Source organism: Sphingomonas arabinosi (genome assembly GCF_036663715.1).
Taxonomy (GTDB): Bacteria; Pseudomonadota; Alphaproteobacteria; order Sphingomonadales; family Sphingomonadaceae; genus Sphingomonas.
Map to the genome: position 1 here is coordinate 1 of NZ_JAXOJN010000021.1, position 22,049 is coordinate 22,049.

The 22,049-nt window shown below is 57.2% G+C and carries 19 protein-coding genes and 3 pseudogenes; 11 read left to right on the top strand and 11 right to left on the bottom strand.

Annotated features, from left to right (window positions below; genetic code table 11):
* The first annotated feature begins 121 nt into the window (after positions 1–121).
* The 6 genes from cap2-3 (at position 122) to U1708_RS19000 (ending at position 6,914) form a co-directional block, all read left to right on the top strand.
* Positions 122–2,197, top strand: a complete 2,076-nt coding sequence (gene cap2-3, locus U1708_RS18975) for an anti-phage 6A-MBL system cap2_3 protein (protein ID WP_332747734.1) — start codon at positions 122–124, stop codon at positions 2,195–2,197.
* Entirely contained in the window at positions 2,190–2,873 is a 684-nt protein-coding gene (locus U1708_RS18980; RefSeq protein WP_332747710.1) for a hypothetical protein, read from the top strand. Before cap2-3 ends, U1708_RS18980 begins: the two co-directional genes overlap by 8 nt.
* A 137-nt stretch (positions 2,874–3,010) precedes the next feature.
* On the top strand, positions 3,011–3,538 hold the full coding sequence (locus tag U1708_RS18985; protein WP_332747712.1) for a YjaZ family protein: 528 nt from the start codon (positions 3,011–3,013) through the stop codon (positions 3,536–3,538).
* 489 nt (positions 3,539–4,027) lie between these two features.
* Positions 4,028–4,672 carry a recombinase family protein gene (locus U1708_RS18990; RefSeq protein ID WP_332747713.1) on the top strand — a complete coding sequence of 215 codons (645 nt, stop codon included), beginning with the start codon at positions 4,028–4,030 and terminating at the stop codon, positions 4,670–4,672.
* Positions 4,673–4,927: 255 nt separating this feature from the next.
* Complete coding sequence (locus tag U1708_RS18995; protein ID WP_332747714.1) at positions 4,928–5,389, top strand: VOC family protein; 462 nt, start codon at positions 4,928–4,930, stop codon at positions 5,387–5,389.
* A 94-nt stretch (positions 5,390–5,483) separates the two neighbouring features.
* Entirely contained in the window at positions 5,484–6,914 is a 1,431-nt protein-coding gene (locus U1708_RS19000; RefSeq protein WP_332747715.1) for an IS1182 family transposase, read from the top strand.
* Positions 6,915–7,112: 198 nt separating this feature from the next.
* Here the strand turns inward: U1708_RS19000 and U1708_RS19005 are convergent, their stop codons facing one another.
* Positions 7,113–7,733 (bottom strand): alpha/beta hydrolase family protein, encoded by a 621-nt coding sequence (locus U1708_RS19005; RefSeq protein ID WP_332747716.1) that lies wholly within the window; start codon positions 7,731–7,733, stop codon positions 7,113–7,115.
* Positions 7,734–7,747: 14 nt separating this feature from the next.
* Here U1708_RS19005 and U1708_RS19010 point away from each other — a divergent pair.
* Positions 7,748–8,353, top strand: a pseudogene (locus U1708_RS19010) (IS3 family transposase); the annotation flags it as partial.
* 278 nt (positions 8,354–8,631) lie between these two features.
* Here U1708_RS19010 and U1708_RS19015 read toward each other — a convergent pair.
* From U1708_RS19015 to U1708_RS19055, 9 genes are all read right to left on the bottom strand, one after another.
* Positions 8,632–9,657 (bottom strand): IS110 family RNA-guided transposase, encoded by a 1,026-nt coding sequence (locus U1708_RS19015; RefSeq protein ID WP_332747736.1) that lies wholly within the window; start codon positions 9,655–9,657, stop codon positions 8,632–8,634.
* A gap of 200 nt (positions 9,658–9,857) precedes the next feature.
* Entirely contained in the window at positions 9,858–10,478 is a 621-nt protein-coding gene (gene leuD / locus U1708_RS19020; protein ID WP_332747717.1) for a 3-isopropylmalate dehydratase small subunit, read from the bottom strand.
* Positions 10,475–11,902, bottom strand: a complete 1,428-nt coding sequence (leuC, locus tag U1708_RS19025) for a 3-isopropylmalate dehydratase large subunit (protein WP_332747737.1) — start codon at positions 11,900–11,902, stop codon at positions 10,475–10,477. The genes leuD and leuC overlap by 4 nt, the downstream gene beginning before the upstream one ends.
* 138 nt (positions 11,903–12,040) lie before the next feature.
* Positions 12,041–13,273 carry a CaiB/BaiF CoA transferase family protein gene (locus U1708_RS19030; RefSeq protein WP_332747719.1) on the bottom strand — a complete coding sequence of 411 codons (1,233 nt, stop codon included), beginning with the start codon at positions 13,271–13,273 and terminating at the stop codon, positions 12,041–12,043.
* Between the two features lie 196 nt (positions 13,274–13,469).
* Positions 13,470–14,921 carry an aldehyde dehydrogenase gene (locus U1708_RS19035; RefSeq protein ID WP_332747721.1) on the bottom strand — a complete coding sequence of 484 codons (1,452 nt, stop codon included), beginning with the start codon at positions 14,919–14,921 and terminating at the stop codon, positions 13,470–13,472.
* Positions 14,922–15,044: 123 nt separating this feature from the next.
* Positions 15,045–15,878, bottom strand: a complete 834-nt coding sequence (gene hcaB, locus U1708_RS19040) for a 3-(cis-5,6-dihydroxycyclohexa-1,3-dien-1-yl)propanoate dehydrogenase (protein WP_332747722.1) — start codon at positions 15,876–15,878, stop codon at positions 15,045–15,047.
* Positions 15,879–15,905: 27 nt separating this feature from the next.
* Positions 15,906–16,211, bottom strand: coding sequence for a non-heme iron oxygenase ferredoxin subunit (locus tag U1708_RS19045; protein WP_332747723.1), 306 nt, complete (start codon positions 16,209–16,211; stop codon positions 15,906–15,908).
* A gap of 13 nt (positions 16,212–16,224) precedes the next feature.
* Positions 16,225–16,782, bottom strand: coding sequence for an aromatic-ring-hydroxylating dioxygenase subunit beta (locus U1708_RS19050; protein ID WP_332747725.1), 558 nt, complete (start codon positions 16,780–16,782; stop codon positions 16,225–16,227).
* 81 nt (positions 16,783–16,863) lie between these two features.
* Complete coding sequence (locus U1708_RS19055) at positions 16,864–18,237, bottom strand: aromatic ring-hydroxylating dioxygenase subunit alpha (protein WP_332747728.1); 1,374 nt, start codon at positions 18,235–18,237, stop codon at positions 16,864–16,866.
* A gap of 236 nt (positions 18,238–18,473) precedes the next feature.
* On the opposite strand from U1708_RS19055, the gene U1708_RS19060 reads away from it, so the two are divergent.
* From U1708_RS19060 to U1708_RS20775, 4 genes and pseudogenes are all read left to right on the top strand, one after another.
* Positions 18,474–19,181, top strand: a complete 708-nt coding sequence (locus U1708_RS19060; RefSeq protein ID WP_332747730.1) for a fumarylacetoacetate hydrolase family protein — start codon at positions 18,474–18,476, stop codon at positions 19,179–19,181.
* 9 nt (positions 19,182–19,190) lie between these two features.
* A complete protein-coding gene (gene maiA / locus U1708_RS19065) occupies positions 19,191–19,844 on the top strand; it encodes a maleylacetoacetate isomerase (RefSeq protein ID WP_332747739.1) in 654 nt (217 codons plus the stop codon).
* Positions 19,845–20,015: 171 nt separating this feature from the next.
* Positions 20,016–20,915, top strand: a complete 900-nt coding sequence (locus U1708_RS20770; protein ID WP_443030086.1) for a hydroxymethylglutaryl-CoA lyase — start codon at positions 20,016–20,018, stop codon at positions 20,913–20,915.
* A gap of 99 nt (positions 20,916–21,014) precedes the next feature.
* Positions 21,015–21,098, top strand: a pseudogene (locus U1708_RS20775) (IS5-like element ISLpl3 family transposase); the annotation flags it as partial.
* Positions 21,099–21,324: 226 nt separating this feature from the next.
* Here U1708_RS20775 and tnpC read toward each other — a convergent pair.
* Positions 21,325–22,049, bottom strand: a pseudogene (gene tnpC / locus U1708_RS19070) (IS66 family transposase); the annotation flags it as partial.

The following is a 22,049-nucleotide window of genomic DNA, read 5'->3' on the forward strand; positions in this document are numbered from 1 at the left end:
ATCAACACCAAAGTTGGCCTTGCATTGCCTGTCGCGCCTCGACAATCTCGCTCCCGTCACGGCCGCAGAGTCTCATCCTGATCGCCGCTACTGTCTCATCCAGATCGCCGCTCAATAGCGCATCCCGTCTGAATATCCCTGGCGCTCTCCACAAGTGCGACTTCGCGCCGACTTTCCGCGCAACTTCCCTCATCTTCACCCGGGCGGCGCTGACGCACCGCCCAGGCCATGCCTTGTCGATGGCGATCAGGATGAATTTTTTCTGCAGTTCGGCTTGGTCGAGTATGGCGTGTTCCATCTCCTCGAACAGGTCGCCGTCTGGCTGCGCAAGGCTGCGATCAATCATCTGATCGACCCTGTACAAGGCTGGGAACCGGCCATGCGGCGTGGCTTGCGCGATACAATCGCCTTCGACGCGGAGACCATGCGTGCCACCCGCCTGAAGGCCGGCGGCTATATCGCCTGGCGTGGCCGCTTCGGTCGAACGGAGGCCGATGATGCAACGCTGCTTGATGGTGCGTCGGTCTGGATCAATAGCGATGGCGGCAAAACGCCGCTCAGTACGACGGACAAGTCGCTATTCAGCGTTTCGCCAATGTCAAAAGGGGGCACGCTGGGCAAAACCGTCATCGGGATTGTCTGGGCCGACAAGCCTCCCTCTGGTGGCACCTACGTTAGCGACCGCTACACCCCCGATGACGTCACGACAATCGATGAGCTTCGTGCGCATGCGGATACGCTGGGCTGCCGTCGCGGTCTCGATCTTTTCCTCAGCAATCTGGAACGGTCGTGGCAGGGCTGGCACCTCAATCAGCCAATCCCGATTGGCATTGTGTTGTGCGTCGAACGCCCCGTTCATCTGATTGGATCAAATTCCCCGATCGAATTACTGCCGTACGTCGTCGAAATCCGTCCTTATGACCAGAGAACGACTGCAATCGTCCGCGGAGGCGATGAGCCGGTCAGACCTGCTCTGCATTATCAGACCTTGAACGCGCCATTGCTGCGGACGCTGGCAGGGGTACCCGAACGGCCCGCGCTGGCGCTGCTTGGCTGTGGCAGCGTCGGCTCGAAACTCGCGCTGCACGCCGCGCGCTCCGGGCAGTCGATCATCGCAATAAGCGACGAGGGGTGGCTACGGCCGCACAATATGGCGCGACACGCCCTCTTCCCTACTGCGGTGGGCCAGCCCAAGACTGCCGCGCTTGCTGATGAGCTGGCCGGGTTCAGCTTGTCGCCAACACTCTACCAGGATGACATCGCGTCAGCCCTGCGTGACGAGGCGATCCGGGTCAAAGTTATTCCCGCAGGTACGGGCATCGTCGTCAACGCCACGGCGTCGCTTGCGGTGCGTGAAGCGTTATCCACCGCGATCCGTCCGCATGATCGAGCCCGCTATATCGAGGCGGCGCTCTTTGGTCGCGGCCGCATGGCTTACCTGCTGGTTGGTGGAGCCTCGCACAACCCAAATCACAACGATCTGATGGCTGAGATGTACGCCACGCTGACCGATGGTGAGGCTGTAGCGCTGCTTGCCGATCCTGAAACCGGTCTCGCTGAAATTCAGATAGGCCAGGGCTGCGGATCGTTGACGATGACCATCGACGATGCGCAGCTCTCGATGATGACAGCCGGCCTTGCCAAAGAGATCGACCACGCGGCTGACCATCCGAACGCCGACGGCCTGATCGTCACTGGCGTCTGTGACATCGATACCCCCGCAACGCGCTGGACCCGCCAAACCGTACCGTCCTTCGAAACCGTCGCGATCGAGGGTACCGATGGCTGGGAGCTGCGGATCAGCCAGCGCATTGCAGCAAAGATCAGGTCAGCGGCCGCGGCCTCGCCGCATGCGGAGACCGGGGGTCTGCTCGTCGGCCTTAGCAGTGCCCGGATGAAGACGGTCACCGTGGTCGATCTGCTCGATGCACCAGCTGACAGCACGTTTTCTGCCAGCCTGTTTGTTCTCGGTACGACCGGCCTTCAGGATGCGATTGAGCATCGCCATCAGGCCAGCGGACGGACGCTCTTCGATGTTGGCACCTGGCACAGCCATCTTGCGGACGAAGGCCCATCAGCGCTTGACTGGCGGACGGCGACCGAGCTGGCGGCGGGGCGTACCCCACCATCGGTGTTGCTGATCGTGACGCCGCTTCGCTTTCACGCGTTGATCGCGAAGGATACGAACGGTGGCTGAGACGAAATCGCTCAAAGAGCAAAACGCTTGGCTCATCCGTGCCGCGATGATTGCCCATGCAACGGCCTTCTTGGTGGTGGCGATAGAACCAGCCAAGCTCTTCAAAGCTCGTTCGGTGCATCTAGTCGCAAAGCTGGAAGCGATGGCAGTGCCGGGATCAGCATCGCTGGGGCTGATTGTCATAGCTTCGTTGATCTTGCTGGGTTCGATTCCGCCAAACTGGCGCGATCGACTCATCCATCTGCGATGGCGCCACCCCCTGCCCGGATCACGGGCCTTTACCGTTGTCGGCCCCACTTCGTCGCATGTCGACATGACGGCTCTGGAAAGCAAGCTAGGCCCCCTCCCAACCGATCCGGCGATACAAAATCAGTTGTTTTACCGGATCTATAAACCGCTTCGGGACGACGTCAGCGTTTGCGACCCGCATCGTCGATACCTCGCGGCGCGGGATATCGGCACAATCACGGCGCTCCTAGTCGTGCCGCTGCCGATCCTGGCACTTGTCATAAACGGCAACGCATTTCGATCTGCGATGTACGGCGCTTGTCTGCTGTCCGCGTATGTCTTGTGCGCAGTTTCCGCCAAAAACTATGGTTGGCGGATGGTGCAACACGTGCTCGCCATCACCGCGGCTGGCGATTCCAGTCCGCCAGCTGCAGCAACGCACCCATGACAAACGGCGGAAGGGCGTCGTCGCAAGGCGCTGCCGCCGGTCGTGTTCCGCTTCAGTAGACATGACTCAGACTCCTGTGCGGCTTATGGCATCGTGAGGAGGCGTGTTTGCCCCAAAGAAGGACCAAGCCACGGCCAATGAATGAAATCGAAGTGGACGGCGTTCTTAGGGACTTACGGCATCTTGAGAGCTTCGTCGTCTCGCTAGCGGGCAAGGGGCACGATGCGGGTGAATTACGCGTACTGGTTACCCTTGGGATTCACACAATATCCCAAGGTTGCGCTCGCGGGATGCACAACCTGAACGACGAAAACGGCAAGCCCCGGTTATTTTGTGAGGATCGATACGCCTTTTCGTTAGGCTTGCCGGAATTAGCTCGGCGGATGGTTGAACAGAATTACTTTTGCTGGGAATCAATCGATCGCAATCGCGCCATGAACTATGCTGTCATCGACGTTGCACCAGGACGTGTTCGTGAACTCACCGATGGCGAGCATCAGGTCGTATTTTTCTATCTGTATCCCTGCAAGGAAGACCTAGCGGACGTCAATCTGATGATTACGAGCTGTCATGCGCGTGAGGTCATCTTCAGCCGCATCAAGCGGCGCTACAACATGCATACGGTCTTACGCACCTGTCTATTTCAGCAGAAGCGTGTCCCATAACGGGAAAGGGCTCCCGCTTTAGGCGAAAGCCCTTTATGGTGCGGGTGTGCCTTACCGTGGTGTACCGGCCATTGAGGCGCACATGCTGCGGCGACCGTGTTACCGGAAGCCCCGCTGTCCGTAGCTGATGGTTCAATGCCACGCAGTGGTAAAAGGTTCAATAAAAAATTGAATCAAATTCCACCTTGCTCCTGAGAGGCGACTGCCACGAAGCTAGGTCTGACTATGTGGCAGGCGCCTTGTGACGATGACCGGGAGCTCAGCACCATGAGTCTCCTTGTCAAAATGCCGCTTACAAGCGGAGCCAGCTCCCTTGGGGTGCCCCCCTCCAACCCTAGACTCGCGCACGACAGCGCCCTCAGTGATCGGCTCGCCATCGTCCGCTTTATGTATGCCTTTTAAGGACTGGCCCTAAGCCAGTGCCTTAAAGGCGCTCTACCCAATCAAAAAGGACTGGACAAACAAGTACCACGTATCAAAGACCAAACCATGTTCATCCGTGCTTATCTTCGCGCTTCCACCTCGGAACAGGACTCATCACGCGCCCGTGGTGTCCTCGATGCGTTTGCCGCCGAGCAGGGGCTGCGGATCGCAGCCCGCTATGTAGAAAACGAAAGCGGAGCCAAGTTGCATAGGCCCGAGCTGTTCCGCCTACTCGGTGACTGCGAACCGGGAGACGTGCTGCTGGTAGAGCAAGTCGACCGGCTATCCCGCCTCACCTCACCGGATTGGTTGCGCCTACGCGGCCTGATCGACGCCAAGCAGATTCGCATTGTGGCGCTCGACCTGCCCACCTCTTGGAGCCTGACGGCGCCGGCCGATGAGTTCACCGGTCGCATGTTCGCCGCGGTCAATGCCATGATGCTTGACGTTCTCGCCGCGGTCGCGCGCAAGGACTATGAGGATCGGCGTCGCCGCCAGGCGGAGGGCACCGCCAAGGCGAAAGCTGCCGGCCTCTATAAGGGGCGCCCCGAGAACAAGACCCGCAACGCTGCCATCTCGTCCCTACTGCGCGACGGCCGAAGCTGGCGAGAGATCATGAATGCGACGGGATGCAGCCGCACCTTGCTCGCCAAGATCGCGCGCGATCGCCGGCTGCTAAAGGCTGCGACACCGGCCGAACCGGTCGACTAAATCATTCCCATAACTTCGTCTCCATCAGTCCATTTTGGGAAAACAGTTTCGGGAACAGGTTTCGAGAATCTCGCTTCAGCCGAGCCCGTATTTGAGGCCCCCTGCCCTGCCGCTCTCTCAGCGTTCCTTCCTTTTCGGCAGGAGGCTGACGAGTTAAGGCGGCACCATGGAGATCATATTCGTCATGCTGCGGGCATCAGTTGCAGCCAGGCGCAGGCCCAGACAGCGCAAGCACGGTTTGGTGAGAGTGCAACAATGAACGACGCAACAAACATGATTGCCGTGGACCACACGGGCTTCGGTGTATCGTCTTTGGACGAAGCCATTCGGTTTTGGACGGAAGCGCTCGGCTTCACACTTGAGCGACAATCGGAGATGGGGGGCGACTTCCTGCATCAAGTGACAGGTGTCGATGATCCGAGTGTGAAAACGGCGATCGTCAGGGCGCCAGACGGTTACGTGGTCGAATTGTTGCAATATTCAAAAGGGTGCCAGAACGGGGCGGTGCCCGATAGCGCGGGGGCGATCGGTGCAGCGCACCTAGCTCTGACCGTGAAGGATATCCATGCCGCAATTGTTCGCGTCGAGGCAGCAGGATGGAAGGTGAAGGGTAGCCCACTGCCAATCGCGGGTGGTCCACGAAAGGGAACTTTAGTAGCCTATGTTTCAGGCCCTGATTATATCACGTTAGAGCTTATGCAGCCACCAGCCCACTGATGTAGCCTGCGGAGGTTTCCCGCTTCACCATCCAGAACGTCCGAAAACGGCATTCTGGATTCCCCGGCATGCTGGGACGGTGTATCCTGCGGACATGGCATACATCGAAGGTCATGCTCGGGACCAGGCGCTGCTGCTACCGGCGTCAGTCGACGACTATGTAGCTGCGGATAACCCGGTGCGGTTCATCGACGCCTTCGTCGATGACCTTGATCTTGGCGGTGCCGGCTTCGCGCGAGCTCAACCAAAGGCGACGGGGCGGCCCGGCTACGATCCGGCCGATATGCTCAAGCTGTACCTGTACGGCTACCTTAATCGGGTGCGGTCGAGCCGGCGCCTGGCGGCTGAAGCTATACGCAATCTCGAGCTGATCTGGCTACTGCGCGGGGTGCGGCCTGACTTCCGAACCATCGCCGACTTCCGGCGAGACAACCGAGCCGCGTTCAAGGCGGTGTTCCGTGAGTTCGTGGTCCTGTGCCGCAAACTCGACCTGTTTGGGCGCGAGTTGTTGGCGGTCGACGGTACGCGCCTGAAGGCGGTGAACAGCCGGTCGCGTAACTTCAGCCGCGAGCGGCTGGCAACGTATCTCGCCTCGGCCGACGCGCGGCTAGAGCGCTACCTGGCCGAGTTGGACCAGATCGACCGCGGCGAAGATGGTGCCGGCACCGGCCGCGCCGACGCTCTGGCGACGAAGATCGCTAAACTGCGCGAGCAGCGTCAGGTCAGTTCGGCGTTGCTCGGTCAGTTGGAGGAGAGTGGCGAAGGGCAGATCTCGCTTACCGACCCCGATGCGCGCGCGATGGTCGCCCATGGCAAGGTGACCATCGGCTACAACGCGCAGGTGGCAGTCGATGCTAAGCACAGCCTCATCGTCGAGCAGCACGTCACGAACGCGTGCAACGACATGGGCCTGCTGGCGCCCACCGCCGGTGCTGCAAAGGAGCTGCTCGGCGTCGAGCAGATCGATGCGGTTGCCGACATGGGCTACCACAAGGGCGAAGATATCGAGGCGTGCGAAGCCGCCGGCATCACGCCGTACATTCCCCGCCCGCACCGGGGCCTCAACGTCAGCAACGGCCTCTTTCCCAAAGAGCGGTTTCGCTACGATCCAGCAGCCGACGCCTATCACTGCCCTGCCGGGCAGCTGCTCGACACCCGCTACAACTCGGTGACGCGCGGGCATGTCACGATCCAGTATTCCAATCCTGCCGCCTGCTCCGGCTGCCCGATGAAGACGCTGTGCACCAAGGGACGCTGGCGGCGCGTCAACCGTTGGGAGAAGGAGGAAATCCTCGAGCGCATGGCGGCGCGCCTTGCGAAGCGGCCAGACCTCCTCGTCATCCGCCGCTCCACGGTCGAACACCCGTTCGGAACAATCAAGCAGTCGATGAACCAGGGCGCGTTCCTGATGCGCGGGCTGGAGAAGGTCCGCGCCGAGTTCAGCCTAACGGCACTCGCCTACAATCTCAGGCGGGCTATCACCCTCATCGGTGTGCCGGGGATGATGCGGGCGGTGCAGCCCTGATCCGGCCCGCCACGCCTGCCGTCACGACGCCGAATATCGCCTTGTGACAGCCTATTCCGGCCTCATCAGCGCATAAAAACCGGAAAAGGCTGGCCCTCAGCCATTTTTCAGCGGGGGATCGTACGGACCTCGATCACGGGCGAGTTTTCGGACGGTCTGCATCCCAAACGAGATGATGCCGGCCGTCTCGTTGGCCGTTCATTTCTGGGAAGATCGTGCCGGCCCGCTAAGCGCATGAGCGTCCATCCATTCTCGGATTAGATCAAGGACGGCAGGATTGATCGTTTCCGCAATAGATGCGTACTCCGAGGGTGCGCCGGTTCGTGCGCGTTGTAGTTGATGGTTGGTTCCATCAAGCTCCCTGATCGTCACATCGGCGTTAGCACTCAGCGCCTCGCGCACTGCCGGAAGGTTTGCTGCTGGCGGAATTTGAGTGTCGAGCGCTCCGCTTACGACCAGTACGGGTACGGCCAACCTTCGGAGATAAGGCCGGGGATCAAACCGCTCCACCTCAATTCCAAGTGGGCTCGTAAGGCCAGCGATTGCAAGATCCGCCTCAGCCTTGGAATATCGACCACTGGCGATTAATGGGGCCGCTGTTAATGTGAGTTGCGCTCGCGCCTGCTCGGGCGTCTCGGCGGCCCGCAAGATAGCAAATATCCGGCGATAAAGTACTTCGTCAGCGGCTATATCGGCTTCCGACTTCCCCTCTGCCCGAGCAATTGCTTCCTTTTGTAGGAGGCTCATTTTTTCGTACGGCAATGCACCCGTAGAGAGCAAGACAACGAAGCTGATACCGCTGTTGCGGGAGGCCACCATGGGGGCAATGAACCCTCCTTCGCGAGGAGCGGCTGACGGTTCGCAAGCGTGGCGGGCGCAAGCGCGCGCTGGGCACGCGGGCGCCGATGGCGATCCCGCAGGAACCCAACCAGCGCTGGTCGCTCGACTTCGTGTCGGATGCGCTGGCCTGCGGCCGGCGGTTCCGTATGCTGAACGTCATCTACGATTACAGCAGGGAGTGCCTGGCGTGCATCGTGGATACCTCGCTGTCAGGTCGGCGCGTCGTCCGCGAGTTAAGCGCCATCGCCGAACGTCGCGGGCTGCCGTGCATGGTGGTCAGCGACAATGGCACCGAGCTGACCAGTCACGCCGTCCTTGCCTGGTGCCAGGACACGGGCGTCGAGTGGCATTACATCGCACCGGGCAAGCCGCAGCAGAACGGCTTCGTCGAAAGCTTTAATGGTCGCTTGCGCGACGAGTGTCTGAACGAACACCTGTTCCCCTCGCTGGCCGCGGCGAGACGGATCATCGAGGCATGGCGGACGGACTACAACACCGTGCGTCCGCACAGCAGCCTTGGCGGGTTGGCACCCGCCGAGTTTACGAACCGCCCCCGCCAAGGGCATATGGACACCGAAGCTAAGTTATCAGCGGCCTGAAAACGGGGAGCACGTCAGGACTAAAACGTATGGCTCGCCCCGTCGGCAAGCGGTTTGTGTCTGACGTTCTGAGCAGTCTGCGAAAACGTATCCGGCCTTTCGACACGAGGTCGTTGGCCAAGATGGAGATCCGCGCGTCCTGGTCCTCATAACAGGGCCGGCATCGAGTGCCATTTTTAGCCAAAGGGTTCCAAGACACCGGTCGACTGTCAGGCCATCTTTCACTCACCTCCCGCAGACATCATCCAGCCGGTGCATATCGCATCGGCCGATCTCATTCACGCCGCTTGCGCGACCGGATCGTAGGTGCGCTCGTGCCGCAGCAGCGCCCAGACAATACGTGCCATTTTGGCCGCCAGTGCCACCACGACCGTGTTCGGATGGGAGCGCGACAGCAGGCCGCGCAACCACGCGCCCAGCCGTGTGTCGCTCTTGCTCATTGTCGGCAGTGCCGAACGAGCGCCCTGGATTAGGTTTTTGCGCAAGTACCGGCTTCCGCGCTTGGTAATTCCAAGCAGCCGAGGTTTGCCCCCGGTCGTCGCTTGGCGCGGCACGAGCCCAAGCCAAGCGGCAAGATCCCTGCCGCGTCCGAAGGTTCGAGCGTCGCCGACGGCCGCAACCAGCGCCGTCGCGTTCAGTGCGCCGATGCCTGGAATAGTCAGGAGGCGACGCGTTCGCTCGTCGGTGCGCGCCGCGCTGGTGAACTCGGCATCTAGATCTGAGATCCGCTCGTCGAGGGCAATCCAGCGCAGGCGCATATCGCTGACGAGCCGGTGGATGCGAGACCCTAGCACTGGCTCGTCGCCGTCGAGCATCTCACCCAGCCGGACCGCTAGCTTTGCCCGCCCTTGCGGCACGATATAGCCGCGCTCGAGGAGGAGGCTCCTGATCTGGTTCATCAACGAGGTGCGATCTCCGACGAGCTGGTCGCGAATGCGGTGCAGCGTCTGCATGTCGAGTTGCTCCTCGGTCTTCAACTCAACGAACCGCATGGTCGGACGTGTCGCGGCTTCCGCGATCCCTTCGGCATCGCGGTCGTCGTTCTTCTGTGCCTTGACGTAGGGACGAACATACTCCGGCGACATCAACCGTACGGAGTGGCCCTGTCGTGCTAGCGCCCGCCCCATGTGGTGCGCTCCGCAGCAGGCCTCCATCGCTACTACGCAGGCCGGCAGCGCGGCCGCGTAAGTGATGACAGTCTCGCGTCGCATCCGCCGGCGGACAACGACCTTACCGGTTGTATCCAGGCCGACCACACTGCAGCTGTTCTTGCCGAGATCGATTCCAAGAACTGATACGTTCATGACCTTCGCTCCTACCTCAAACGACCCGCTGTCGTGACACAACAACGTTTCAGATAAGGGGCGAGCCATCCATAACAGGGGGGACGTCACAGGCCAAAAACTTGATCTAGGATTAGCGATGTTTTGACATGTCGCCTGCATGGATCAGGGTCAAAGCCATCCACAGTGTGCAAGATGCCACGTTAATTAGGAAAACGGATTTATTCGATAAGTAAGCCAGAGTCGATTCCCTCGACTAACCAAGGGGCAAGCCTAGATTGGACGTTCTCGAACTTATGTATGTGATCTATAAGCGAGAGTGTTTTCGATATCTCGTCGTCGCCGCGGAGCAGGGCCCCTTTTCGAACCCCGTCGATATCAAACCTAACTCTATCACCCAGCAGGGTAACAATCTCTTGGCTATTTAAGTCCACAAACAACTCAGATGTCGATGGGTTCGTTATTGTATTCAAGAGCATCATTACAGCTCCATGATCCAGAACAATCGCAAGAATACCGTTTTTAAAGCAGTTATTATAAAATATATCGGCTATACTTGGCGCAATTACGCACTGAATACCGAAATCAGATAGGGCCCATGGGGCATGCTCACGACTAGAGCCGCAGCCGAAATTTTCCAATGTCACCAAGATACCAGCAGAGCTGTAGGGGGCTTTGTTGAGTACAAAGCACGGGTCTTCTCTTAATGCCGAGAACAGTGCGTTGCCGAGGCCGGCGCGCGTAATAGTTTTGAGGAAGCGACCGGGTAGAATCTTGTCTGTGTCGATGTTGGCCAACGGTAGTGGTGCCGCTACCGCACGCAGATCTCGGAAAGGCGTCATGACGTCCCCACTCTTGCATCAACAAGCCTTCCCGCGATGGCTGCTGCTGCCGCCATGGCTGGCGACACGAGATGCGTTCGTCCGCCTGGACCCTGTCGTCCTTCAAAGTTGCGGTTCGAGGTCGAGGCGCATCGCTGCCCTCGCCCTAGCTGGTCCGGGTTCATACCTAGGCACATCGAGCAACCGGCATCTCGCCATTCAAAACCGGCGGTGCGAAAGATCGTATCGAGCCCCTCGTCTTCGGCCTGCGCCTTTACTTGCATAGATCCGGGAACGACGAGCGCTCTCACCGATGAATGAACCCTCCCGCCCCTCACTAAAGATGCGGCGGCACGTAGATCCTCGATCCGACCGTTGGTACAGCTACCGATGAACACCATGTCAATCGGAGTTCCAGCGATCGGCTGGTTAGCTTCGAGTCCCATATACTCGAGCATCGCGCTTAGCTGAGCACGCTTAGCGGGATCGCCTTCAGCGGCTGGATCAGGTATCCGATCCCGAATGCCGATAACAGCTTCAGGACTCGTGCCCCACGTTACCATCGGTTCGACGCAAGTCGCGTCTATCTCAACGGTGCGATCATAAATCGCACCAACGTCAGTCGCTAGGGTTTTCCAATATGCGATTGCAGCGTTCCAGGCCTCACCTTTTGGTGCAAACGGACGTCCTGCTAGCCAGCTATAGCAAGTGTCGTCTGGAGCAATGATCCCGGCTCTGGCGCCTGCCTCAATTGACATGTTGCACAGTGTCATGCGGGAGGCCATATCAAGGGATCGTACTGCCTCGCCACTATACTCGATTACATGACCGTTTGCGCCTGCAGTTCCGATAGCCCCAATAATATGCAGGATGAGATCTTTGGCCGTAACGCCGTTACCCAGTTGACCGTTGATTGTTATCAACATTGCTTTCGCTGGCTGCTGAAGCAGAGTCTGAGTCGCCAAAACATGCTCAACTTCCGACGTTCCGATGCCAAACGCCAAAGCACCAAAAGCTCCGTGGGTCGACGTGTGGCTGTCGCCGCAAACAATTGTCGAGCCAGGCAATGTCAGGCCCAGTTCGGGTCCAATAATATGGACGATGCCCTGCATTCGGCTGCGTAGCGGGACATACGGGATGGTAAAGTCCGAAGCGTTCTTCTCAAGCGCCTCTACCTGAGTCCGACTTGGCAGATCCGCAATCGCTGCGAGGCCCCCAGACCGATCTTGAGTGGGCACGTTGTGGTCAGCCACTGCGATAGTCCGGTCGGGGCGACGGACCTTTCTCTTCTTTTCTCTGAGTCCCTCGAAGGCTTGCGGACTCGTGACCTCATTGACTAGATGACGATCGATATAGAGAAGCACAACTCCACCTTCTAGGTGGGCCGCCACGTGTGAGTCCCAGACTTTGCTAAATAACGTACGCGGGACTACACTCGATCTCATATCGCTGTCCATTTACAGGAATAGGTTGTTATCTACGAAATACGCCGCACCGAATCTAGCCGTGGTCAGAACCTATTCTAATGACAGGCCTTCCAGAACAAACCGATCGCTGATGCCTCGCAACGGTCAATCAAGTCACTAAACGACACCTTCAATGCGTAGAGCGTCAATCTCATCGGTGCTGAGTCCCGCTAGTGATCGTAGTACTTCGTCAGTGTGCTCACCGATTTCAGGCCCTGGCCATCTAATTGATCCTGGGCTCTCTTTAAAGTGAGGCACAACTCCCGCATGAAGTACTGGAGCGACAAAATTATGGTCATTGACCTCCAACACCATACCACGGGCCCTAAACTGCCGGTCCGTTGCACAATCGGCCGCAGTGAACGCCTTTGAATTGGGAATATCGCACTCGTCGAGCATCGTGATAAGATCTGCCCCGTCGTATCGACTGGTCCACGTGCTTATGATCTTGTCCAAGGCGGTTGCGTTCGCTACTCTGGCTCGGTTTCCGACATATTCGGGCGACACCACTAAATCGAGACGTCCCATGAGGTTAGCAAGCTTCGCAAATAGGGGATCGGAGTTGGCTCCGATCAATACCCACAGACCGTCCTGTGTAGGATAAGCGTTCGTCGGGGCCGCCGTTGCTATTCCACCGCCTGTTGGCTGCTTAATCTTACCCAAGGCCCCATATTCGGGAAGCATACCCTCCATCATACTAAGAACGCCTTCGCTGAGCGCAACGTCGACAGTATGCGCGGCGTTGTCACCATTTACTCTGTCCCGTTGCCAAAGGGCGCTCATGATCCCAAAGGCTGCATATAGCCCAGCGATCGAGTCACCAATGCTTACGCCGACTCTGACGGGCGGCAGATCAGTTTCTCCTGGAAGGTGATTGGTTAGATAGCGCAAGCCCCCAACGGCCTCACCGATTAATCCGAATGCTGCACGATCTCGATCAGGACCGGTCTGTCCGTAACCAGATATATGAGCAACGATCAACCTTGGCTGAATGGCGCGAAGCACGTCCGGTCCAAGCCCTAAGCGGGCTAGTTGACCTGGCCGGAAGTTCTCCACAACAACATCGCATTCTTTAACGAGGCGAAGGACAACATCTCTGGCCTTAGAAGCCTTTAGGTCGAGGGTAATGCTGCGCTTATTTCGCCCATGCATCGACCACCATAGGGAATGACCACCGATGTTCTCGCCCCACTGGCGAATGGGATCACCGGTGCGAGGCTCGACCTTTATCACGTCGGCGCCTAGGTCGCCAAGCAGCCGAGTACAAAACGGAGCAGCTACATAATGCCCAATCTCGAGCACGCGAAGGCCAGACAGTATGCCGAAGGACTTTGTCTTTATCTCGCTCATTAGCGACTCCATGTTCTCTTTCGGTAGCTGCCAGGACAAAGCTACGAGCTGCTGCAGATGGTAAGGACCGACAACGCATAGGAGCAACTGAGCGCCCCCACCCCAGAAGAGTGTTACTTGCCTGACTTCTACCTTTGGGGGGGGGGGGGCGGACATCTTTGGAACGAGGTCATCGCGGTTGGGGCGCAATACCTTCCTACAAAGGATACTGCTGCGAAGGCTGTTCAATCGTTACCCACTTCAACTCCGTAAACTCATCGATAACTGACTTGCTATCAAACTTCCCCCATCCGCTTGCTTTGGTTCCGCCGTATGGCGCCTGAGCATCATTCGCTACGGTAGACCCATTAACGTGAACAGATCCGGTTTGAAGCTGCATGGCCACGCCTAAAGCGCGGGTGATATCGGTGCCAAATACAGCCGCGGAGAGTCCGTACTCCGTGTCATTCGCCACCGCTACAGCTTCGTCCACAGTTTGAACGCGTATCACTTGAAGAATGGGACCAAACGCTTCTTCCGAATAAATCCGCATTCCAGGATGAACGTGGTCAAGGACAGTAGGCGCCATTAGCGCGTTATCCGCGCGGCCCCCAATACTGACGAGTGCACCGTTTGACACGGCATCGTCGAGTAACATATTCAGCCTGTCGACGGCGCCTTTTCCGATAACCGGACCCAGCGCGCATTCTGCTTGCGACCGAGGATCGCCGACCGTTAGGTGGGCCACCTGTTCAACCAATCTTTCAACGAAGCGATCGGCAATCTTCGCATCGACGATCACTCGCTCGGTCGTCATGCAAATCTGTCCCTGATAAAGAAAAGCGCCAAAGACAGTAGCGTTAACCGCGGAATTGATATCGGCGTCGTCGAGGACTACGATAGGCGACTTATCGCCAAGCTCCATCAAGCTAGGCTTAAGATGCCTGCCGCAGCTTTCAGCAATAATCCGCCCCACATGGGTTGACCCAGTGAAGTTGACGCGCCTAACGGCTGGGTGCGCTATCATTGCCTCGATCACCTCAGGAGCGTCTCTTGGATCGTTTGTCACGAAATTGAGCGCCCCTGCCGGGAAACCGGCCGCATAAACGGCTTCCGCGACTAATGCATGGGTCTTTGGAGAAGTTTCCGAAGCGCGAAATACAACTGTGTTGCCGCACATCAAGGGGTAGGCGATAGCGCGGGCGGCTAGCACTACGGGACCGTTCCAAGGCACAATTGAGAGAACTACTCCTACCGGCTGCCGCACCGTCAGAGACAGAGTTCCCGGTTTGTCGGAGGGAATTGTGCTGCCCTGGATCTGCGTGGTCATCGCGGCTGCCTCGCGGAAGACATTTGCAGCGAGCGCTACATTGAAACGTGCCCACAACTCGCCTGCGCCGATCTCGCTCTTCATCGCGCTCACGAACTCGTCGAGCGATTTTTCCAGCTCATCGGCCGCTTTCAACAAAAGCGCACGCCGCTCTCCTGGGCCGCTCTGCGACCATGCCGAAAAGCACTTTTGCGCTGAATCGATCGCCGCGACCGCATCCTGTGGGTTGGCTGCCGCCCCGATTGTTACGATTTCGCCGTTCACAGGAGAAAGACGTTCAAACGTCGCACCTTCTGAGGCGCGTTTTGGTTCGTTGTCGATAAAAAGCAGCGTTTCCATCACTCATCCGATCTGAAGCTTGAGGACCACTAATGATAAAGGAAGCGGGTTCTACCGCCGGTAATGATCTGTGTTGGACATTGAAACGTTCTACTTACCCAAAGTCTCTTTTCTAGCCGGACCTCATTTGACTCCGAATGCATCAACGAGCGTGGAACCAAGGTTGGGCGAGCCGAACCCCCGCACGCCAATACCGCCGTCCAAGTTGAGCACTCCCCCTGTGGCTGCTTGGTTATCCCGACGATCTGCGAGCAACACATATGCCCCGGCATACTCGTCGGCTTGGAAGGCGCGCTCGAGAGGAAGCATCTGCTTCATCATCTCGTCTAAAGGTAAGTCGGCAAACTTCGCATTCTGCTGAGACAGCGCGCCGACGCCCGCGAGATTGCTTCCCCCGATCCCTCCAGGTGCAATGGCGTTGACACGTACATGTGGCGCAAATTCATGCGCCATCTGTTTCACTAGGCCAACGACCGCATGTTTAGCTGCGGTGTACAGAACACCGCCACCACCTGGATAGAAAGAAGCGTTCGACGCAGTGAAAATAATTTGCCCGTTCGCCTTATAAAGTTCTTTTAACGCCGCTTTCGCGCCAAGGATGTAGCCCTTGACATTAATTGCAAACATTTCATCGAACGCTTGACCTAAAGCGCTATCGGTTGTCGCTACCATAGGCTGAGAATAGTCCCAGATCCCAGCATTGCCAATAAAGGTGTCTAGCTTTCCGAAGGATTTTATACACCCCGCTACCGCATTAGTATTGTCTTCGACCTTACTAACGTCGCCGGTAATGCCAACCACGCTCTCTCCAAAAATGCGGACTACATTTTCCACACGCTCAGAAGATCGGTCGAACACCGCAACTCGCGCGCCTTCCTCGACAAAACGCTTTACGATCGCAAAGCCCAGACCCGACCCTCCGCCAGTTACGAGGACGACTTGATCTTTCAGACGCATCCGATCCCTCCAAAGAATTACATTGTTTCAGCAATCTACAAGGATAAACCCAGCATCACTCTTTGCCGGGAATGTCTTGAGTGCCACGCAGGCTGGTAGGGCTTTTACCTTGCCAGTCTTTACACAAAACTTAGCAAAGTGGAGGCTGCATTCAACGACGTCACCGTCTAGGAAACCATCTGCAAGCGACCACGTGTCGTGAGTGCAAGTATCTTGGACCGCGTAGACTTGACCGCCGACACGGCAAATCAAAATCGGCTGCGGTCCCCCGTCAAAGGTCTTCATTTCCCCTTCGGCAAGGTCATCGTCCGGGAACGCCGTAATCCACGACATTGATAAGCCTTTGCTAGAAAAAGAAGCTGAGATTATTAGAAAGGATTGTACTCTGATCTATAACGATACGCCTACGAGCAAGTTCGAATCCTGCTTCGGTGTCAACCCTACGGATTAGATCACGCCGCTCGCACGCGAAGATATCAAGCTGCCTCTCCTGCCTCGTGCGGTAGACGATCATAGCGGAATTCACATACAGCGACGTGTCGCTTTCGGGCACTACCATAACATTGCTAACGATATACCGGAGACGCGACGCTGGATTTTCGGACCAGCCGACGTCAGAGATGATTTTTCGGATTCGCCCTTTCATCGTGTGCCAATTATCATCGAAGTGGGCAAAACCCTGCTCGTCGGTGTATTCCTGTGCGACTTCGCGCATGATCTTCGTCGACCGAATCGGCATCCAGTAGTGAATGTCACTGGAAAGTAAGCTGAACCAATCCTGATAACGCCGGTCAGTGAGAAGTTTGGATTCCCAGTATAAAAACTGCTCTACCTCATGCTGAAGCTCTAGGGCTACCAGCTTAGGCTTGGTTTCAAACTTCTCTAGCAACTTCTCGTCGAGCATATCGAACTCCAATAACCCACAACAAGCTGCTGGCGGAGCAGCAGCCTCCTGATATTCCCAAAACCATCTAAAGAAAGGCCCTTATTCCGCCGCTAACAATAAGGGCTCCGATCGTTGAACAGTCGGCCAGTCCGGGGAGGTCATAATCTTGGTCCAGAACGTATAAAGCCCTCGAGCAGCTTCTTCCGCATAAGTGTAGCCGAAGGAATCGCCCGGGAAACCCTCCTTGTTTTCATTCGAGATAGTGTGCGTAGCCATCTCGATGTTGAATGACTGCTGCTGAGCAACGTGACCGTGGAGGACCTGTTGGATATCACACCAGTTTTCGCCGTCGTCCTGTTCGAATACGCCACCGGCTGAAAATGTACGCGATGTATGACGGCGCCACTCGTCCTTAATCTCGTCGGGCGCCGACTTATCGACGAGCGTGAATGTCCAGACTTCAATCTCGTTCGGGCCGCGAGGCTGCCACATGCGAACGGTGTTGATACCCGCAAGAAAAGACAAATTCGGAAAGACATTGCAGTGGCAAAGATTAACGTCGGCTCTGTTTTGGCCGAGCCTTTGCACTGTTTCCTCGTAAGCGGGTCCTGCCGTGAGGTATTGTGTGACCTTCGGCCCCAAGATAGTCATGTAGAACATGGGATTTCGTAGAAATAAGCCGCAGCCATGGCCGTTCGCCATTCGCACGTTCAACCCTTCCGTGGGTGGGGCTACTTGAGAGATATCCACGTCTTCCGGAACGCCAGCCATAATGCCGGACAGGTGTGAGGTGGTGCCGGCGTGGTAGGCATCTGATGCGAATTGCTCGGCGGGAAACTTCCAGTTGCATGGGATAACCCATTTTTGAATGCCAGGAATTGCTTCTGTTCCAGCTTCGCATCGGTCAAGCATGATATCCATGTAAAACTTGGCGTCGCCTAGATACTCGTCCAGCGCAGGAGCATCTGCATCCCAGTTAGCGAAAATAAGGCCTTTATAGGTCTCGACGCGCGCCTGTTTTGGCCCCCAATCAGCTTTATTTAAGCATCCCCCAAAGGCCTCTTGCTCCATCGGCACGCTTACAAGGTCACCGCCCTGGTTATAAGCCCAACCATGGTAGGTGCATGTGAACGCTTTAGCGTTACCAGAGTCGGCCCGGCAAATACGCATGCCGCGATGGCGGCATTGATTTAGGAAAACACGAATTCCGCCATCCTTCTGTCGGGCGACTACAACAGGGTCCTCCCCGATATAGGCGGTCATGAAATCCCCGGATTTTGGAATCTGCGTTTCGTGACCCATGCAAACCCAGGTACGCGCGAAAATCCGCTCTAACTCAAGGCGATAGAGGGACTCGTCGGTATAAATCTTTGGGTCATACTTGCCGGCCTTTTCGTCCACCATGGCGAGAATGTCGGCGTCAGTATATGTGCGTGCAGCACCTAGAGCGCTGGCATCTGATGCGTTGGTCATCTGCGATCCTCTCCTACGTCGGTTATACTCGACTCGTCCGCCACTTTGGGCATGTCCGACTTTCAGAAATAGCCGACCATTTACCTCCCGGCAAGACCAAAAGCATGCTTTGCATCAGAAGTGGAAAAATGTATCGCTTAGTTGCTGCTGGGTGGGTGCCTGCTTGTTACTCCGCCACTCGCATGAATCGCTCGCTTAGCAGTCCGGGACCTACTCATATGCAAGGGACGATCGGCTTGACGAACTACAGCTTTCCACCCCCACCACTCGTAAGCCTCCCCATCGTCGGTCGTGCCGAACGATTTCCGGTCCGGCGCATTTTCTGCGTTGGCCGAAATTATGCCGATCACGCACGAGAGATGGGCAAGGATCCTGATCGCGAGGCACCTTTCTTCTTTACGAAGCCCTGCGATGCGATTGTCGAAAGCGGGCAAGTAGTTAATTACCCGCCAGAGACCGAGAACTTTCACTACGAGGCGGAGCTAGTCGTCGCCCTTGGTAAGCGTGGTGTTGACATACCTGTTGACGGAGCGAACGACTATATCTTCGGTTACGCCATCGGCAATGACCTCACTCGGCGAGATTTACAGCTCGCCGCTCGGTCGGCAGGCCGTCCGTGGGATTGGGGCAAAGCGTTCGATCAATCGGCAGTGATCGGCCCAATACAGGTCGGTGCGCCGGTCGGCGATCCTGTGAAAGGCGCAATCCAGCTGACCTTGAATGGCGTGACGAAACAAAGTGCTGACTTGGCTGACCTGATTTGGTCCGTTCCCGAAATTGTGTCCATCCTCTCGCGCTCGGTGGAGATCCGCGCAGGCGATCTCGTCATGACTGGAACGCCTGCCGGGGTAGGACCGATGAACATAGGCGATGTGTGCGATGTATCGATTTACGGGCTCGGCACGATCAGCACCACAATCGGCCCTCGCCGACCGGGATCATAGGTGATGACTATGCGTCTTCATAACTTCTTCCGATCGTCAACCTCTACTAGGTTGCGTGCTGCCTTGAATCTTAAGGGAGTCTCTTACGAATACGTTTCGTATAAGCTAAGTAGCGGCGAGACGAGATTGCCCAACTTTCTGGCAAAGAATCCAGCTGGGCTTGTGCCAGTACTTGAGCTCGAGAATGGCGAGTTTCTCGTACAGTCACTGTCTATCATAGAATGGCTAGACGAGACACAGCCTGGGCCAAGTCTATTACCTGACGACGCATGCGGTCGGGCTAGGGTCCGGGCGCTATCTTATATGATCGCCTGTGAAATTCATCCTCTAAACAACCTGCGCGTATTAAATCGCTTGAAGGCCCAGTTTGGTGCCGACGCGATGGCTCAGGAAAGATGGTTCAAGCATTGGGTCGAAGTCACATTCAATGCTCTCGAGGAAATGTTAAATCGCGATGGTCAGACTGGACGCTACTGTCACCTGGATCAACCTGGATTAGCGGATTGTTGTCTTTACGCGCAGGTGCTGAACAATAAGCGGTTCGGTCTAGATACAAGTCGTTGGCCAACAATCTCGCGTATATTCACCAGTCTTGATTCCCTTGCGGCATTTAACGAGGCTGCGCCGATGTCTCAACCGGACTCCTATCAAACCGTGACATGATCCTTTCGCCCATTCCGAACGCACCGGGGCTTAGATTTATTCCGGAGCATGCGTGCGTCATAATCGTTGTAAGTAAGCCGTTATTGCTACTAACTGGTGCTATCAAAGACTACGTCGCAGCGATCTACGTTCTTTAAGTCTTGTTCGCATATTCTCAGTAAGGAAATCTTGATGAGTAGAGTTGAGATTGTCGAAGTAGGTCCACGGGATGGCTTTCAGAACATAGGGCCCTTTATACCGACATCCAATAAGCTGGGTTTCATCTGTGATCTATCTCTGGCAGGGGTTCGACGGATTGAGGCAACCTCGTTCGTTAGCTCGCGCGCGATACCGCAACTAGCTGACGCCCGTGAGGTGCTTGGCGGTGCTCTCAAGATAGATGGCCTCATCACACAAGTGCTCGTTCCAAACTCTAGGAATGGGCAGAAGGCGCTCTTAGCTGGTGCACGATTTCTATCGTATGTCGTGTCGGTATCTGAGAGTCATAACAGAGCGAACGTTCTTCGTTCTCCCGCTGACTCTCTTTCAGACTTCCAGAATCTGCGCTCCCTCGCTCCGAACGGCACCCGAATGCGGTTCAACGTTGCAACCGCGTTCCATTGCCCGTTTGAAGGCACTGTTGCAGTGGAATCAGTCCTCAGAATTGTCCATCGTGCGTTAGAGACCTGGCCAGACGCGGAGATTTGTTTATGCGATACGACCGGGCGCGGAGAACCGCTGCAAGTGGCCGCGTTGTTCAAAGAGGCGATGCTCGCCTTTCCGGCAGCATCTGCTTGGGCGATGCATGCCCACGATACCTTCGGACATGGCCTTGAGAACGCCTGCGCTGCTTACGAGGAAGGGGTCCGGATATTCGACGCGGCGATAGGCGGCCTTGGTGGTTGCCCTTACGCACCCGGCGCCAGTGGCAATGTTGCAACGGAGAAGTTGGTGAGGTGCTTCGAGGAACGAGGCATTCAGACTGGCTTGGATCTTGCTCGGTTGGAGCCAATAGCGGCCGTCGCGCGGGCGTTACCAGGCGCCAATTGTGAAACGCTGAACCGGTCTCTGGAAGGCTCTAGATCCATTTAGCCGACGCGCAGCTTGGGTGTTTAGGCGGAGAGGCGGGTCTTGAAGGGTGTGTTGCCGATCGAACCATCGATGCATCGTCGTTGACGGCGCCCGACCGAGAACCGAGCGGTTCTGAACAGTATTCTTTGGCGGCTGCGCTGCGGGGCTGCCTGGCGCGACGTGCCGGATAAGCACGGCAGGTAGAACACAATTTATCGGCGGTTCATGCGCTGGAGCGAGGCCGATACCTGGGAGATTGTGTCGGTCATGCGCATCGGGTGACTTGGAACGGCGCCGGTGGGCGGCTGATCTTCTCGCACCGACGGCAAGAGACGTTTCCCCGCATGGTCTGAATCACCTTGTGGAGGGCGGGCAACTTTTCGATCTTCTAGTGCGGTTTCTCAGTAAGCGTGGCTGGCAGACCGCAAAATTACGCGGCTTGCGCCACCGGCTCTGCGGTTTGCGCGGACCAGTTCCAGAGCATGAGCTCGTCCCATCGCGCTGCTGGCCAATCAGCTGCGATCTTCCCAGTGACGTCGGCGATGTAGGCCTGCGGGTCGACGCCATTGGCCTTGCAGGTCTGCATGACGGTGTAGATCGCTGCGGCACGCTTGCCGCCCGTTTCGAACCGGCGAACAGCCAGTTGCGTCGTCCGACGGCAACGCCGCGCAGCGCACGTTCGGCGATATTGTTGGCGATCTCCAGGCGCCCGTCATCGAGGAAGCGACACAGCGCGAGCCGTCGCTTAGTGCCATAGGCAATAGCCTTGGCCATGTCGGACTTCGGCGACAGCCGGCGCAGTGCTGCGTCGAGTATCTCGCGCAGCGCATCGACCAGCGGCCTTGTCCGGTTCTGCCGCGCCGCCAGCCGCACGTCGGGCGGCCTGCCGCGGACCTCCGCTTCTATGCCGTACAAGGTACCAATGCGTTCAAGAATGTCGGTGGTCAGCGGCGTGGCAACCCGCTCGTGCAGATCGACCCCCTTGCGCCTGAAATGGGCCCAGCATGCGACTTCGGTGGCGCCGTTTCGATAGAGCCAGTCGTAACCGGCATAGGCGTCAGCCTGGAGGAAACCTCGAAATCCGGCAAGATGGGTTTGCGGGTGTGCACCGGTGCGGTCGGTCGTGAAGCGATACCATGTCGCAGGCGGGGTCGT

Coding starts and splice junctions, on each gene's coding strand:
- leuC (WP_332747737.1), bottom strand. CDS start 11,902: ATGAGATCGAGTGTAGTCCCGCGTACGTTATTTAGCAAAGTCTGGGAC.
- U1708_RS19055 (WP_332747728.1), bottom strand. CDS start 18,237: ATGACCAACGCATCAGATGCCAGCGCTCTAGGTGCTGCACGCACATAT.
- U1708_RS18985 (WP_332747712.1), top strand. CDS start 3,011: ATGAATGAAATCGAAGTGGACGGCGTTCTTAGGGACTTACGGCATCTT.
- hcaB (WP_332747722.1), bottom strand. CDS start 15,878: ATGCGTCTGAAAGATCAAGTCGTCCTCGTAACTGGCGGAGGGTCGGGT.
- maiA (WP_332747739.1), top strand. CDS start 19,191: ATGCGTCTTCATAACTTCTTCCGATCGTCAACCTCTACTAGGTTGCGT.
- U1708_RS20770 (WP_443030086.1), top strand. CDS start 20,016: ATGAGTAGAGTTGAGATTGTCGAAGTAGGTCCACGGGATGGCTTTCAG.
- U1708_RS19045 (WP_332747723.1), bottom strand. CDS start 16,211: ATGTCGTGGATTACGGCGTTCCCGGACGATGACCTTGCCGAAGGGGAA.
- U1708_RS18990 (WP_332747713.1), top strand. CDS start 4,028: ATGTTCATCCGTGCTTATCTTCGCGCTTCCACCTCGGAACAGGACTCA.
- U1708_RS18995 (WP_332747714.1), top strand. CDS start 4,928: ATGAACGACGCAACAAACATGATTGCCGTGGACCACACGGGCTTCGGT.
- U1708_RS19035 (WP_332747721.1), bottom strand. CDS start 14,921: ATGGAAACGCTGCTTTTTATCGACAACGAACCAAAACGCGCCTCAGAA.
- U1708_RS19015 (WP_332747736.1), bottom strand. CDS start 9,657: ATGAACGTATCAGTTCTTGGAATCGATCTCGGCAAGAACAGCTGCAGT.
- leuD (WP_332747717.1), bottom strand. CDS start 10,478: ATGACGCCTTTCCGAGATCTGCGTGCGGTAGCGGCACCACTACCGTTG.
- U1708_RS19050 (WP_332747725.1), bottom strand. CDS start 16,782: ATGCTCGACGAGAAGTTGCTAGAGAAGTTTGAAACCAAGCCTAAGCTG.
- U1708_RS19030 (WP_332747719.1), bottom strand. CDS start 13,273: ATGAGCGAGATAAAGACAAAGTCCTTCGGCATACTGTCTGGCCTTCGC.
- U1708_RS19005 (WP_332747716.1), bottom strand. CDS start 7,733: ATGGTGGCCTCCCGCAACAGCGGTATCAGCTTCGTTGTCTTGCTCTCT.
- U1708_RS19000 (WP_332747715.1), top strand. CDS start 5,484: ATGGCATACATCGAAGGTCATGCTCGGGACCAGGCGCTGCTGCTACCG.